Source organism: Nonomuraea sp. bgisy101 (assembly GCF_057708945.1).
Genome location: NZ_JBYITD010000020.1, coordinates 24,960 through 37,960, shown reverse-complemented (window position 1 = coordinate 37,960; position 13,001 = coordinate 24,960). Strand labels below are relative to the sequence as shown.

The window sequence follows — 13,001 nt, the reverse complement described above, 5'->3', positions numbered from 1 at the left end:
GGGCGTTGCTGAAGGAGCTGGCTCAGGACCCGGCGTGAGCCAGCCGCCACACCGTGGCGGTGATCAGCCGGGCTGCGGCCAGGAGCGTGTCCTTGTCGATGCGGTCCGGTGTTTCGGCGGGCGTCTGGTAGCCCGGCATGCCCATCCCGATGCCGAGCGCGGCCAGTCCTGCCGCGGCATAGCGGCGGTTGTCGGAGGCCATGGCCCCTGCTCGCAGCGGCACGCCTGTTTCGCGGGCGGCTTGGTCCACGGTGGCCAGGAGGGCGTGCGCGGGGCCGCCCGCCTCCACGGAGGCGGCTTGGTGCAGCTGAGCCGCCCCATCGAGGTTGATCACCATCGTGTCCGGCGGCACGGTCGGGGCGTGGTGGGCCGAGCCCCAGGCGCCGGCCTCCTCGGCGTCCAGGAAGGCCACCGCCAGGTCGACCGGTACGGCATGCGCGGCGAGCACGCGGGCGGCTTCCAGGATCGCGGCCACGCCTGAGGCGTTATCGGCTGCGGCCGGCAGCCGGCGTTCCGGGTCGTCGCCGACGCCGTCGTAGTGGGCGGTCAGCAGCACGCGCGCAGGCCCGTCGTTAAGGCGGGCGTGTACGTTGCGGCCTTCGACGGTGACCGGCCGCAGCGGCATCGATGCCGTCACCTGGACGGCCCCGCGGGCCAGGGCGCCGGACAGCTCGCGGTGAAGATCCGTGCGCAGCGCGACGACGGGGACCGCACGGACGCCTGGCCCGGCGATCATTTTGGGCATCCAGCCCTCGGCGTCGGTACCGCGCGCGGTCAGCACACCGGCCGCGCCGCTCTGCTCGGCCTTGCCGCAGGCTTTCGCCCAGTCGCCGGGTTCGGCCAGGATCCATCGGCCGCGGACGTCGGCGTCGTCGGTGTCGGCTACCAGGGGCGCGGTGAGCGGATGAGGAAGCTCCGCGGAGGCCAGGTGCTCGACGAAATCACGCCGGTGCTCCAGCCTTCGCGGCTGCTCGTCGATGTTCCATTCCAGGACCGGCGTGGCATACAGCTCGCGCACGCCGGTGACCGGGAAGGAGACCAGTTCGACCTCGCCGCCCAGATCCCGGAGCTGGGTGGCGAGCCATTCCGCGGCGGACCGCCCGCCGGCCGTGCCCACGCGGCGGCCGGCGAAGCGGTCGCCGGCGAGCTCGCGCACGGTGGCGGTCATCCGCTGGATCGACACCTGCTCAAGGGCGATGGCTGACCCCGGCGCCTGGATGGGCGTGGAGGAGGTCATCCGCAGCATCCGGCCGCGTCGCTGCCCGAGGCAGGAGTGGCAGCAGCCGGCGCCTGCCCGCAGCAGCCGGCAGCAGCCGCATCGGTCGCGGCGGTCTCGCTCCCGCAACAGGTGGTCGCCGCTGCCGCGGCGGACGCCGCATCTGACGCCGTAGCGGGGGCGCCGCAGCAGCCGCCCGCAGGGGGCGGTGTGAAGGCGTCCTGCATGTCGCCGATGAAGCCGCCGGAGGTCTCGGTTGCCATGACGAGATCCTTTCTAGATTCGATGACCATCTAAGCAAGGGCGAGTCTAGCCGCCTACTTAGATGCAAATCAATATAGAAGGACTTCTAATTAAGCTGCAGTTGGCCGGCGATGGCCGTGACCATGTCGCGTGCCGTACGGCCGGCGCCGATGAGGGTGGCGGAGGCGGGGCCGGTCCAGTCGCCGTATCCGAGCAGGTGCAGGCGCGGCTCGCCGATCGCCTGGGTGCCGTGGACAGGGATGAGGCCGTCGGGGCCGCGCAGCTTGAGGGGGGCGAGGTGGCTGAGGGCGGGGCGGAAGCCGGTGCACCAGATGATCGCGTCGCAGTCCCAGGTGGTGCCGTCCGCCCAGGCGACGCCGGTCTCGGTGAGGCGGGCGAACATGGGCTCGGCCTTCAGCACTCCCCGATCACGCGCCTCGCGGACGGGTGGCACGGCGACGATGTCGCCCAGGTCGGCGCCGTCCCCGTGCAGGCGGCGGGTGGCGTGCTCGAACAGCGCGCGCCCGTCGAGCTCGTCGGGCAGTAGGCGGGGCGGGCGGACAGTGACCCAGGTGGTCTCGGCGATGGCGGAGACTTCGGCGAGGATCTGCGCTCCGGAGTTGGCGCCGCCCACGATCACCACGCGCTTGCCGGCGAAGGGCTCCGGGCCGCGGTAGCCGGCGGTGTGGAGTTGCTCGCCGCGGAAGTCGCGCGTGCCCGGGTAGTGCGGGAGAAAGGGGCGCCACCAGGTGCCGGTGGCGCTGATCACCACGCGCGCCTGCCAGGTGCCGCGGCCGGTTTCCACCAGGAGCCGTTCGCCGGCTCGCCGTACCGCCCGCACGGTCACCGGGCGCTGAACCGGCAGGTCGTAGCGGCGCTCGTAGTCGGTGAGGTAGGAGACGGTGCCGGCGGCGCTCGGATAGCCGCCGTCCGGCGGGATCGGCATCATGCGGCCGGGCAGCGAACTGTACTGGGCGGGCGAGAACAGGCGCAGCGACGGCCAGACGTGCCGCCACGCTCCGCCGGGCTGCTCCTGGGCGTCGAGGATGACGAAGTCGGCTTTGGCCCTGCGCAGGTAGTAGCCCGCCGCGAGTCCTGCCTGGCCGCCGCCGATGACGACGACGTCGGTCATGCAGGGACGAGGCCCAGGTCGGCCCGCGCGGGCTCGGCCAATGGGGCGAACAGCTCACCCAGCTTGTTCACGGTTTCGGGGATGATCCGGTAGTAGACCCAGGTGCCGCGCCGCTCGCCGTCGATGAGCCCGGCGGTGCGCAGGACCTTCAAGTGGTGGGAGATGGTGGGCGCGGTCAGGTCGAAGGCGTCGGTGAGGTCGCAGACGCAGGCCTCGCCGCCCGCGTGCGAGCCGATCATCGACAGCAGGCGCAGCCGTACCGGGTCGGCGACCGCCTTGAGCAGGACCGCCAGCTCGGCCGCGTCGTCCTCCGACAGCGGCCCGCGCGTGATCGGTGCGCAGCACTGGCTTGTCACGGTGGTCATACGGCACCCCTTACTTCGAAAACTATCGAAATTATAGGCGATGGTAGGCGACCAGAGCCAACGCCGCGGTCGCGCAGGCCAGAGCCACCGCGCCCATCACCCAGCCGTAGCCGACGGCCTGGGCGAGCGCGACCGCTCCGAGCGGGGCCAGAGCCTTGTCGGCGACGGAGAAGACGGCGATCCGGCCCGAGAGCGTGGCGTAGGCGGCCGTGCCGTACCGCTGGACGAGCAGGTGCGGCAGGGTGATGGAGGCGATGCCGAACCCGAGTCCGAACAGCAGCACGCAGCCGATGGCGCCCGGCACCGTACGACCGAGCAGGGGAAGCAGCAGGACGGCGACGCCCTGGAGGGCGAAGATCGTGGCGGCGATGAGGGCGGCGGGCAGGCGGGTTTGCAGGCCGGTGGTGATCAGACGTCCAGTGACCGAGAGCACGCCCAGCAGACCGGCAAGGGTCGCGGCCAGCACCGGGGAGTGCCCGAGGTGGACGAGGTAGGTGACGAGCAGCACCGCCATCACGGACACCGCGCCGCCGTTGGCGGTGAAGGCGATCACGAGCAGCCAGAACGGCCGCCGGCGGGTGGCCTCCTTGACGATCTCTTTCCGCTCCGCGTGCGGCTCCGTGTGGGTACGGCTGCGCAGGACGAACGCGTGCAGCGGGATCGCCGCCACGCCGTAGACCAGGGCCAGGATCACCAGGGCGTGGCGCCAGCCGTAGGCCTCCACGAGCAATCCGGTCAGCGGGATGAAGATGGAGGAGGCGAACCCGGCGACGATGGTGAGCGCCAGCAGGCCATTGGCGCGGCCACGCTCGTTACCGGCATGCCAGGCCACGATGACGGCGAAGGCCGCCTCGTACAGCACCATCGAGCAGGCGACGCCGATGGCGGCGAACACCGCGTACAGCTGCGCCAGGTTGTCCACCCGCGACCAGGCCAGCACCGCTCCCGTGCCGAGCACCGAGCCCACGGTCATGAGCCCGCGCCCGCCGTGGGCGTCCAGCCAGCGGCCGGCCGTCGGGGCACACAGCGCGGCGACCAGAACCGCCAGGGTGAGCGCGGCAGCGACCTGGGCGTTGGAGGCACGCAGCTCGCGGGCCATGGGGACGAGGAAGACCGAGAAGGCGTAGTAGAGCACGCCGTAGCCGGCGGTCTGGGTGATGGCCAGCGCGGCGACGATCTGCCAGCCGTACCGGGAACGCGGCTGACCGCCGCCCCCGAGGTCGGAGGCGACGGTCCTGGCGGTGGAGCTCATTCGCGCTCGCTGGAACAGGAGATGAGCGCCCTTCCCCTTGCCGTCGTCGTCCAGGCGCCCTCGGCTTCGGTGATGAAGCCCTGGGCTTCCAGGCGCCAGGTCAGGGTGCCTGCCATGTGGGCGATCGCTCGGGCGTAACCCGGGTTGGTGCTTGATCGCCGGACACCGACCAGGTGCCGGCCCAGCCGCTCGGTGTCCAGCCGGCCGTGGTCGCAGATGAGGCGCAAGGCCTCCTTCTGCGCTGCGGTCGGATATCCGTCTGACATGGTGATCATCCCTGCTTTCAGCCGCAGCAGCCGCCGCCGTCGGAGGCGCCGACGGTGACCAGCGGCAGCGGGGTGGCCAGCAGGCCGCCGCTGATGCCGGTGGCCAGGCCGACCCGCTGTTCCTGGGCCTCGGCCAGGTTGGAGGAGCATACGCCGGTCTCGGGCAGGTCGAGCTGAACATCCCGGGCCTCCTCCCAGTCTCCGGCGATCGCGGCGACGACCGAGCGGACCTGCTCGTAGCCGGTGGCCATCAGGAAGGTCGGCGCGCGGCCATAGCTCTTGACGCCGACCGCGTAGTAGCCGGGCTCGGGATGCGACAGCTCATCGACGCCGTGCGCGGGGACCGTGCCACAGGAGTGCTGGTTGGGGTCGATCAGCGGGGCCAGCCGGCGGGTGGAGCCGAGGATCGGGTCCAGGTCGAGACGCAGTTCGGAGGCGATGGAGTGGTCGGGCCGGTAGCCGGTCGCGGCCACGATGCGGTCCACGGTCACGGACTGCCCGGCTCCGGACGGGTCCCGGCTGATCACCGTCGCCTGCTCGCCGTCCGTGGTGACGGAGTGGGCGAAGAAGCCGGTCAGCAGGGTGATGCGGCCGGAGTCGACGTGCGCGCGCAGGCGGGTGCCGAGCGCGCCGCGGGCGGGCAGCGCGTCGGCGTCGCCTCCCCCATAGGTACGGCCGGCGCTGCCGGCGCGGATGGCCCAGGTGATCTGGGCGTTCTCCAGCTGGGCCAGGGCGAGCAGTGTGGTGGCGGCCGAGTGCCCGGCGCCCACGACGAGGGTGTGCTTGCCCTCGTAGCGCTCCCGGTCGGCGCCGAGCACGTCGGGCAGGGCGTGGTCGACGTCGACCGTGTTCTCGCCATGGGCCGGCAAGCCGCTGGCGCCGAGCACGTTGGGGCCGGTGTAGTTACCGGAGGCGTCGACGACGGCCCGGGCCTGCAGTTCCTCGCCGCTCTCCAGGCGGATGAGGAACGGCACGTCCTCACGGCCGTTGGTGCGCACCCGGTCGTAGCCGAGTCGGCTGATCGCGCTCACCTTGGCGCCCAGCCGTACCTTGTCGCCGAAGAGCTCGGCCAGCGGGGCCAGGTAGTCCTCGATCAGCTCGCCGCCGGTGGGCAGCCAGTCAGCGTCGGGCGCCGTCCAGCCGTCGGCCTCCAGGAGACGGCGGGCTGCGGCGTCGATGTTGTACTTCCACGGACTGAACACCCGCACGTGCCCCCACTGGGCGACCGAGGCGGCCACCCGCTGGCCGGCCTCCAGGACCAGGAAGTCCTGACCCCGCTCGGCCAGATGCGCGGCGGCGGCCAGCCCGACCGGGCCCGCACCGATCACCACGATCGGCAGCACGCCGGCAGCGCCGGAGGTCACATTCTGCTCAAGTTCAAGGGAGGCGGTGGTGCCGCAGCAACTGGCGCTCATGATGGCTTCTCCTGGGTCTCGTACGGCTTAGCGGAACAGCAGGATGTCGATGTGGACACGGTCCACGGCGGCCCTGGAGCGGCACGCAGCGTCGCAGACCTCGCCGGTGGCCTCGTTGAAGACGAAAGTCGGGCCCTGGCGGTAGCGGCGGAACCGAGCGCGCATCGCGCACCTCCTGTTTTGAAGTTCATCTAAGCAGTGCCTATAGTGCGGCACTGCTTAGAGGGATGTCAAATTAGCTGGATGTCGAATCAGGGTCGGCGTCAGAGGCCGACCAGGGCTGGAGCGTGGCGGGCGTGCGCGGCCACCGGGCCCATGATGTGCGCGGCGTCGGCCGCGACGCCGCGCAAGGTGTTGGAGGCGAACGAGCGCTGGAACTCCAGCCCCAGGTAGGCCAGACCCGGCCGGACCAGGGACAGACCGCCCTGATGCAGCGGCAGGCCGTACTCGTCCAGCGCGCCGAGCGGCGCCAGGTAGCCGAGGTCGGGCAGATAGCCGGTGGCCGGCAGCACCACGTCCACCGGCTCCCGTGCGCCGTCGGCCCACACGACGTGTCCGCCGTCCAGGGCGCTGAACATGGGCCGGCGTGACAGGCGGCCGTCCTCCACGGCGGCGGCGTAGTCGCCCACGTCCACGACCAGACGGGCCCGCACATGGTGGATCAACCAGGCCGGCGGCAGCTTGTCGAAGCCACTGGAGACCAGCCAGTGGTGCACATCCCGGCCGTCGCGCCGCTGCGGCAGGAAGGCCAGCGGCGCACGCGAAGCGATGCTCACCCGCTCGGCCGTCTCGGTCAGCTCGTAGGCGATCTGCACGGCGGAGTTGCCACCACCGACCACGACCACACGCTGCCCGGCCAGATCCTTCGGGCTGCGGTAGTCGGCCGCATGCACCACGCGGCCGGTGAAAGTCTCGGCGCCTGGTAGGTCGGGAAGGATCGGGCGGGAGAAGGAGCCACTGGCGGCCACCACGCCCGCGGCCTCCAGTTCCTGACCGTCCGCGGTGCGCACGACGAATCGCCCGTCCTGGCCCTGCTCCACCGCCTCTACCCGAGTGCTGGTGCGGATCTCCGCGTCCAGGCCGGCCGCATACCTGAACAGGTAGTCGACAACCTCGTCGCGGTGCGGGTAGCGATCAGGGTCGCCGTCGAAATCCAGGCCGGGCATCGCGCTGAAGCGGGCCGGGGAGAACAGATGAAGGCTGTCGTAGTAGTCCGACCAGGAGCCGGTCGGGCGCGGTCCGGCCTCCAGTACCAGGGGCCTCAGGCCGGCTTCGAGAATGGCGCGAGCTGCGGCAAGGCCGGACTGGCCGGCACCGATGACGACGACAGGATGGGTGGGGATGGTCATGCCGGGGACCATATATCTCTGATTTCAGATATGTCAAAGAAGGGATATGATGATGGAATGTCCGGCAGGAGGGAGTCATCCATGCCGCCATCCGCGCCCGACACGGGCCTGGAAATCGCCGAGGAGCAGCAGTCGTGCTGCCCAGCCCCGGCCGAGCCGCAGACGGACGAGGTCGAGCTCAGCCCTGCCGTCCACGCCTTCCTCAAAGCGCTGGCCAGCCCTGTCCGCCAGCGCATCATGCTGCTGTTCGCCAGAGGAACCGAGCTGTCTGTCGGTCAGGTGGCCGAGCTCGCCGACCTCGGACAGCCGCGCGCCTCCGAGCAGCTCGCCGAGCTCAGGCGGGGCGGCATCCTGACTTCCCGCAAGGAGGGCAAAGTGGTGCTGTATCGCGCCGACAAGAAGGCCACCGCCGCGGCCCTGGCCGACCTTCAGAGCTACCTCAAGTACTGCTGCTGACCCACTCCAGATCGCTCACGCCGCTGAGCTCCGCCTTGGGCAGGGCCAGCCCGTGAGCATCCCCTGCATTTCCATGGGGGCCCTGCCGGCACGTCACCGACCTGGTTGACGAGCACCTGGCCCAGATCGAGCAGCGCCTGACGCTCGCCAGCCGCCATCAGCCCGCCGGCGCCGACCACTCCACCAGCGGCGGGCGCACCGACGCGCACAACGGCTGACCGCGGGAATCCGTCAGCCCCAGCCGAGCCACCAGCAGCCCGGTGCTCACCGCGCCCTCCAGCACGCCCGCGGGAACACCCTCAAGCCACAGCTTCGCCCGCCGGAACATCGAGAACACCCCGGCGTCGTCGACCGTCCCCCACGACAGATACACGAACCGACCGCCCGGCCTGCCCTGCACGAACGGGCCCCGAAGATCCCACCCCGTCTCCCCACGGGTCGCGGTCGCCTCCAACTCCCAGACCGCTGAGGGGGCATCTCCTGGATGCAGGTCGAGCAGTTCGTCACGGCGGTCCCGCCGCTGCACACCGACATGGATGTTGCGGTAGCCGGGGAAACCGGGCGCCTGCCCGCATTCCCGCCCAGGCAGGTCGGACGCCTCGATGCGGATCAGCACGACAGCATCATCTCCCGCTCACGGGGCAGCCGGCTCGGCTCCCACGGGGATCAGCGCGGCCTTGGTCTGCTCAGCCTGCATCCCGGCATCGGCCAGCAGGCCCGTCAGCCGCCGTACCTCCTGCGTCTGGGCTGCGGGCTGACCGATCAACGCCTGCATGTGGAAGGAGTCTCTGGTCTTCTTGGCCTGCAGCGCCAGCCGGTTCGAGGACCGCGCTGGCCTGGTCGCGGGGTGCACTCCATGTCCGCATGCCCCATCGGCCGTCCGTGACGAGGTAACCGAAGCCGCCTCTGCGCTGCTTGTATGCGGCGTCCGTTGCGGCCACCAGGGGGCCAAGGCCGGTGAAGCCCGGCACCTGACGCGGCTGCGCCTGACTCGGCGCTGTCGCGGAAAGGTGCCGCGCGCAGCTGCTGAGATGACGGTCGCTCACCGCTTCCGTTTCGGCCTGCTCGACCAGCTGCTGGGCGGCTGCGTGGTCGCCGAGGAACGCCGCGTCGAAGGACAGCCAGATGCTCTGCTGTGCCTGCTTGCAGGGATCGCACTGGCCGGTGTCGGCGAGCGCGCGCCTGCGCAGCTTGATCACGCGGTCGCGCAGCGTCTCGGGCAGCAGAGAAAGACAGGAGTCGAACTCGCGATGAGTGCCCACTCTCTGCACTGTAAGGCTGGTTGGTGCGACGACGTGGTGCTTTGGCTCATCTGTTCCCGCTTCACCGGTCAGTCCAGTTCGGCATGATCGCCGAGAGCCGCCGTCGCGGACGCTCAGTAGACAGAACTGAGCGAGCCGTACGCCCTGAGGGCGGACTCCTTGCGGTCGCGCAACGGCAGAGCGCGAATCGGGCGGGCTCCTACGTTCCCTGTCACATCGCGTGGACGACGCGTAGGCAAAACCACGAAGGGAACAGGGAACATGACCACCACCACCCGCAGCTCCGCCTCCACCCGCACGCTGCTCACCGCCGCGGCGGCCGTCATGCCCGTCTGGACCGTCGTCGCTCTGGCACAGGCGTTCACCCGCGAGGGCTTCGACCTGGTCCGCCACCCGCTCAGCCAGCTCTCCACCGGCTCGCTCGGATGGATCCAGATCACCAACTTCCTGATCGTCGGCTCGTTGCTCATCGCCGGTTCCTTCGGATTCCGCAAGGCCCTGTACGGCAAGCCCGGCGGCACCTGGATGCCGCGCCTGACGCTGGTCGCCGGCATCGGAATGATCGGAGCGGGCGTCTTCGTCATGGACCCCGGCAACGGCTTCCCCGTGGGCACGCCCGCCGGGCCGCCGGCGGCGATGAGCTGGCACAGCATCATGCACATGGTGACCGGGTCGGTGACGTTCATCGCCCTCGCCGCGGCCTGCTTCGTCCTCGGCCGCCACTTCACCCGCACCGGCGCCCGCGGCATGGCCGTCGCCTCCCGCCTGGCCAGCGTGGCCCTGATCGTGGGCGACGGCTGGGCCATCACCGGCGGGCACGCCGGCTCGGTGACGCTCGCCACCGGCGTCATGATCGCGATGGCCTGGGTCTCCCTGGTCGCCGCCCGCTTCCGCACGTCCGCCTGAATCACGCACCACTTCAGCCCGCCGGAGAAGGGCGTGGAAAGCCGACCGGGCTCCTGACCAAGGTGGCCCGAGGCGGAGTTCTGCTGAGCCCCGTCGCACAGCCAACCCACGCCCACCACGCCAACTGCCGGTCGGAGTAGCACAGGAGGACATGGAGGAGAGCAATGCGAGACGCGATAGCCGGGCCTGCGGCGCCTCGGGCGAGCGCCACAGCAGCGGAATGTCGGCCACCCCGTCATCAGGGCTCAGCGCCACGAACTCCTCGTGGACCAGCACCTCGCGAAAGCACAGGTGTCCAGTGAAGAACCGGCTGCCTTTCCGCGGAATGACCGCCCTGATGCCCTGCCTGCGCAGATAGAGCGGTCACCCCCGCCCGGCGGCGTCCGACGCGGCAGTGGGCGCCACTCTGCTTCTCATGCTGTACGCATATGCGCACAGCGTGCGCTAGGCTGGGTCACCGGACGAGAGGAGCTCACATGCCGGCACCTGACGGCCAGCCCATCCCCTCGGTGTGGGCACGGCCCCGCAAACAGCGCGAACAGCCCACGCTCAGTCCGGAATCCATCGTGGCCGAGGCCATCAGGCTCCTGGACGCCGAAGGCGTGGAGAACCTCTCCATGCGCCGCCTCGGCCAGCGTCTCAACGCCGGAGCCACCTCCCTCTACCGGCACGTCGCCAACAAGGACGAGCTCATCGAACTCGTCGTCGACGAGGTCTACGGCGAGCTCAGGGTGCCCGACCCCGGCGACCCCGCGGGCTGGCGCGCCGCCATCACCGAAGGCGCCCACAGCCTGCGCGCCATGATCCTGCGCCACCCCTGGGTGGCCGCCGTCCTCGGCCAGGTCGGCCTGGCCTCGCTCGGCCCCAATCTCGGCCGTCAGTCCGGCCGTATGCTCGCGCACTTCAGGCAGGCCGGATTCCAGGCCGGCGAGGCGGGCCAGGCCATGGACACGCTCATCGCCTACGTCATCGGCATGACCACCAGCGAGGCCGCTTACCTGTCGATGCTCGCGCGCAGCGGCAAGACCGAGCAGGAGTGGATCGCCGGCCTCCGGCCGCTCACCGAGCAGGCCGTGCGCGACGAGCCGACGCTCAGCGACCTCTACGCCGCGATGCAGGGGGAGGACCCGGCGAAGACGCGGGACGCGAACTTCGCCTACGGGCTGGAACGCGTCCTCGACGGCCTGGCCGCGCGCCTCGGCTCACAGGGCTGACGCCCACGGCCGGCGGCCTGGCCGCGCGCCCCAGCCTGCGAGGAGGGCGGGGCGCGCGACGAGCCGCCTTCATAGGTGAAGCGTCAGCCCTGTGGGCGGATCTTCTCCGAAAAGATCACCACTCGTGATCCCCTACTGCGCCGGCGAGCGCGCGGCGCTCACAGAGAGTCCAGCCAGGCGACGAGCCTGGCCCCCTCGCGTGTCATGATCTCCGGGTCCCGCAGCGCGTTGGCCAGCAGTGACATCCCCTGATACGCGCCCACCAGGGTCACCGCAAGCGCGTCGGGATCGGGCTGCCCCAGCTCGCGGAACTGGCCTGCCACCCAGTCCAGCAGCAGCCGGATGAGGTTGCCCGCCGCGACGTCCAGCCCGCCCTGCTCACGCTTGTCCAGCTCGGCGGCGAGCGTCCCGGTCGGGCAGCCGTAGAGCGCGGCCTCGTCGCGCTGGGAGATCCAGCCCTCCACCAGATGCTTGAGGCGGTCGCGCGGGTCCGGCAGGCGGTCCAGCTCGCCGGTAATGAGCTGCAGCCGACGCTCGTGCTCGGCGAGCGCGGCCGCGACCAGCTCGTCCTTGGTCTTGAAGTAGTAGTACACGTTGCCCACCGGGACATCGGCGGCACGCGCGATGTCGGCGATGGTGGTGCGCTCGACTCCCTGCCGGTGAACTACCTGGGCGGCGGCCGCCATCAGGCGCTTGCGCTTGGCTCCGGCGGCTTGCACCCGTTGTGAGTCAGTCACCCGACTAACTATAGGCGACAGAGTGTGTTACCGTTTCTCTAAGTCAGCCAACTAACTCAGAACTAGGAGAGCTCATCATGATCGTTGTTACGGGTGCCACGGGGAACGTCGGCCGGACCCTGGTGCGGCTGCTGGCCGAAACGGGCGAGCAGGTCACCGCGGTGGCTCGCCACATCACGCAGGCCGACGTCCCAGAAGCCGTACGCGCCGCCGTCGCCGATCTGGGCGACGTCGAGAGCCTGCGCCCGGCGCTGGAGAGAGCGGACGCGCTGTTCCTCCTGGTCGCAGGGGATGACCCGCAAGGGCTCGTGGGGGCGGCCAAGGCCGCGGGCGTCCGCAAGATCGTCCTGCTGTCCAGCCAGGGAGCAGGGACACGGCCGCAGGCCTACCGGCACGCCGGGGCGTTCGAGGAGGCCGTGCGAGAGTCTGGGCTGGGCTGGACGATCCTGCGTTCCGGCGGCATGGCCTCCAACGCCTACGCGTGGGCCGAACCGGTCCGCCTGCACCGCACCGCTGCCGCGCCCTTCGGCGACGTGGGCCTGCCGTTCATCGACCCCGACGACGTGGCCGCCGCCGGGGCTGCCGTCCTGCGTGAAGACGGGCACGACGGCGCCACCTATGTCCTGACCGGCCCCGCGGCGACCAGCCCGCGCGAGCGGGCGGCGGCGATCGGCCAGGCGCTGGGCGAGCCGGTGCGCTTCGTCGAGCAGACCCGGCAGGAGGCCCACGAGCAGATGGCGCGGTTCATGCCGCTGCCCGTGGTCGAGGGGACTCTGGCCATCCTCGGCGACCCCACCCCCGAGGAGCAGCGCGTCAGCCCGGACGTCGAGCGGATCCTGGGCCGTGCCCCGCACCCCTTCGGCGAGTGGGCCGCGCGCAACGCCGCCGCCTTCCGGTGAGCAAGAGCCCTCCGGCGATCCAGACCTTCCTGTCCGAGCCGCCTGCGGCCACCCCGACCGCCCTGCGGCCGGGCGGCGCCCCGCACGTCGCGGCCGTCCACTTCACCTGGGACGGCCACGCGGTCCTGGCCCGCGCGCTGAAGGGCGCCACGGTCGCGTTCATCCCCCGAAGCCGACGACGGCGCCGGAGCTGAAGACAGTGGTTCCAGCGAGCGCCTAGTCCTGGGTCCCGGTGCACCGAGCCACTGTCATCTCGGAGGAGTCCTGCTCATGTCGTTCGTGGCCGACG

At 70.9% G+C, this 13,001-nt stretch carries 17 protein-coding genes; 6 read left to right on the top strand and 11 right to left on the bottom strand.

Features of this window, described 5'->3' with window-relative positions:
• Positions 1-22 precede the first annotated feature (22 nt).
• From AC3EO4_RS32620 to AC3EO4_RS32585, 8 genes are all read right to left on the bottom strand, one after another.
• Positions 23-1,237 (bottom strand): M28 family metallopeptidase, encoded by a 1,215-nt coding sequence (locus tag AC3EO4_RS32620; protein ID WP_431899218.1) that lies wholly within the window; start codon positions 1,235-1,237, stop codon positions 23-25.
• Positions 1,238-1,565: 328 nt separating this feature from the next.
• Positions 1,566-2,591, bottom strand: a complete 1,026-nt coding sequence (locus AC3EO4_RS32615) for an ArsO family NAD(P)H-dependent flavin-containing monooxygenase (protein WP_431899216.1) — start codon at positions 2,589-2,591, stop codon at positions 1,566-1,568.
• Entirely contained in the window at positions 2,588-2,956 is a 369-nt protein-coding gene (locus AC3EO4_RS32610) for a metalloregulator ArsR/SmtB family transcription factor (RefSeq protein WP_379569705.1), read from the bottom strand. The genes AC3EO4_RS32615 and AC3EO4_RS32610 overlap by 4 nt, the downstream gene beginning before the upstream one ends.
• A gap of 31 nt (positions 2,957-2,987) precedes the next feature.
• Positions 2,988-4,208: an MFS transporter gene (locus tag AC3EO4_RS32605; RefSeq protein WP_431899214.1), complete on the bottom strand. Its 1,221-nt coding sequence runs from the start codon at positions 4,206-4,208 to the stop codon at positions 2,988-2,990.
• Positions 4,205-4,474, bottom strand: a complete 270-nt coding sequence (locus tag AC3EO4_RS32600) for a hypothetical protein (protein ID WP_379569709.1) — start codon at positions 4,472-4,474, stop codon at positions 4,205-4,207. The genes AC3EO4_RS32605 and AC3EO4_RS32600 overlap by 4 nt, the downstream gene beginning before the upstream one ends.
• Positions 4,475-4,491: 17 nt before the next feature.
• Complete coding sequence (locus AC3EO4_RS32595; protein ID WP_431899212.1) at positions 4,492-5,889, bottom strand: FAD-dependent oxidoreductase; 1,398 nt, start codon at positions 5,887-5,889, stop codon at positions 4,492-4,494.
• A gap of 27 nt (positions 5,890-5,916) precedes the next feature.
• Complete coding sequence (locus tag AC3EO4_RS32590; protein ID WP_354922619.1) at positions 5,917-6,054, bottom strand: hypothetical protein; 138 nt, start codon at positions 6,052-6,054, stop codon at positions 5,917-5,919.
• Between the two features lie 98 nt (positions 6,055-6,152).
• The gene (locus AC3EO4_RS32585; RefSeq protein ID WP_379569713.1) at positions 6,153-7,238 is read right to left on the bottom strand and encodes a flavin-containing monooxygenase; all 1,086 of its coding nucleotides are present in this window, start codon (positions 7,236-7,238) and stop codon (positions 6,153-6,155) included.
• 81 nt (positions 7,239-7,319) lie between these two features.
• Here AC3EO4_RS32585 and AC3EO4_RS32580 point away from each other — a divergent pair, with 81 nt between their 5' ends.
• Positions 7,320-7,694, top strand: a complete 375-nt coding sequence (locus tag AC3EO4_RS32580) for an ArsR/SmtB family transcription factor (protein ID WP_379569715.1) — start codon at positions 7,320-7,322, stop codon at positions 7,692-7,694.
• Positions 7,695-7,851: 157 nt separating this feature from the next.
• Here the strand turns inward: AC3EO4_RS32580 and AC3EO4_RS32575 are convergent, their stop codons facing one another.
• The gene (locus AC3EO4_RS32575; protein ID WP_431899210.1) at positions 7,852-8,310 is read right to left on the bottom strand and encodes a DUF5990 family protein; all 459 of its coding nucleotides are present in this window, start codon (positions 8,308-8,310) and stop codon (positions 7,852-7,854) included.
• An 18-nt stretch (positions 8,311-8,328) separates the two neighbouring features.
• Positions 8,329-8,547 carry a hypothetical protein gene (locus tag AC3EO4_RS32570; RefSeq protein ID WP_431899209.1) on the bottom strand — a complete coding sequence of 73 codons (219 nt, stop codon included), beginning with the start codon at positions 8,545-8,547 and terminating at the stop codon, positions 8,329-8,331.
• A 178-nt stretch (positions 8,548-8,725) separates the two neighbouring features.
• Here AC3EO4_RS32570 and AC3EO4_RS32565 point away from each other — a divergent pair, with 178 nt between their 5' ends.
• From AC3EO4_RS32565 to AC3EO4_RS32555, 3 genes are all read left to right on the top strand, one after another.
• Entirely contained in the window at positions 8,726-9,043 is a 318-nt protein-coding gene (locus AC3EO4_RS32565) for a hypothetical protein (RefSeq protein WP_431899208.1), read from the top strand.
• Positions 9,044-9,217: 174 nt separating this feature from the next.
• Entirely contained in the window at positions 9,218-9,862 is a 645-nt protein-coding gene (locus AC3EO4_RS32560; protein ID WP_431899206.1) for a DUF998 domain-containing protein, read from the top strand.
• 476 nt (positions 9,863-10,338) lie between these two features.
• Positions 10,339-11,076 (top strand): TetR/AcrR family transcriptional regulator, encoded by a 738-nt coding sequence (locus AC3EO4_RS32555; RefSeq protein WP_431899204.1) that lies wholly within the window; start codon positions 10,339-10,341, stop codon positions 11,074-11,076.
• A gap of 158 nt (positions 11,077-11,234) precedes the next feature.
• Here AC3EO4_RS32555 and AC3EO4_RS32550 read toward each other — a convergent pair whose 3' ends face one another.
• The gene (locus AC3EO4_RS32550; RefSeq protein ID WP_379569745.1) at positions 11,235-11,813 is read right to left on the bottom strand and encodes a TetR/AcrR family transcriptional regulator; all 579 of its coding nucleotides are present in this window, start codon (positions 11,811-11,813) and stop codon (positions 11,235-11,237) included.
• Positions 11,814-11,890: 77 nt separating this feature from the next.
• Between AC3EO4_RS32550 and AC3EO4_RS32545 the strand changes: the two genes are divergently transcribed.
• Both AC3EO4_RS32545 and AC3EO4_RS32540 read left to right on the top strand, forming a co-directional pair.
• Entirely contained in the window at positions 11,891-12,712 is an 822-nt protein-coding gene (locus tag AC3EO4_RS32545; protein ID WP_431899202.1) for an SDR family oxidoreductase, read from the top strand.
• Positions 12,709-12,906: a pyridoxamine 5'-phosphate oxidase family protein gene (locus tag AC3EO4_RS32540; RefSeq protein WP_379569749.1), complete on the top strand. Its 198-nt coding sequence runs from the start codon at positions 12,709-12,711 to the stop codon at positions 12,904-12,906. The genes AC3EO4_RS32545 and AC3EO4_RS32540 overlap by 4 nt, the downstream gene beginning before the upstream one ends.
• Positions 12,907-13,001 lie beyond the last annotated feature (95 nt).

Coding starts and splice junctions, on each gene's coding strand:
- AC3EO4_RS32555 (WP_431899204.1), top strand. CDS start 10,339: ATGCCGGCACCTGACGGCCAGCCCATCCCCTCGGTGTGGGCACGGCCC.
- AC3EO4_RS32615 (WP_431899216.1), bottom strand. CDS start 2,591: ATGACCGACGTCGTCGTCATCGGCGGCGGCCAGGCAGGACTCGCGGCG.
- AC3EO4_RS32600 (WP_379569709.1), bottom strand. CDS start 4,474: ATGTCAGACGGATATCCGACCGCAGCGCAGAAGGAGGCCTTGCGCCTC.
- AC3EO4_RS32565 (WP_431899208.1), top strand. CDS start 8,726: ATGACGGTCGCTCACCGCTTCCGTTTCGGCCTGCTCGACCAGCTGCTG.
- AC3EO4_RS32590 (WP_354922619.1), bottom strand. CDS start 6,054: ATGCGCGCTCGGTTCCGCCGCTACCGCCAGGGCCCGACTTTCGTCTTC.
- AC3EO4_RS32580 (WP_379569715.1), top strand. CDS start 7,320: ATGCCGCCATCCGCGCCCGACACGGGCCTGGAAATCGCCGAGGAGCAG.
- AC3EO4_RS32605 (WP_431899214.1), bottom strand. CDS start 4,208: ATGAGCTCCACCGCCAGGACCGTCGCCTCCGACCTCGGGGGCGGCGGT.
- AC3EO4_RS32585 (WP_379569713.1), bottom strand. CDS start 7,238: ATGACCATCCCCACCCATCCTGTCGTCGTCATCGGTGCCGGCCAGTCC.
- AC3EO4_RS32545 (WP_431899202.1), top strand. CDS start 11,891: ATGATCGTTGTTACGGGTGCCACGGGGAACGTCGGCCGGACCCTGGTG.
- AC3EO4_RS32560 (WP_431899206.1), top strand. CDS start 9,218: ATGACCACCACCACCCGCAGCTCCGCCTCCACCCGCACGCTGCTCACC.
- AC3EO4_RS32595 (WP_431899212.1), bottom strand. CDS start 5,889: ATGAGCGCCAGTTGCTGCGGCACCACCGCCTCCCTTGAACTTGAGCAG.
- AC3EO4_RS32620 (WP_431899218.1), bottom strand. CDS start 1,237: ATGACCTCCTCCACGCCCATCCAGGCGCCGGGGTCAGCCATCGCCCTT.
- AC3EO4_RS32610 (WP_379569705.1), bottom strand. CDS start 2,956: ATGACCACCGTGACAAGCCAGTGCTGCGCACCGATCACGCGCGGGCCG.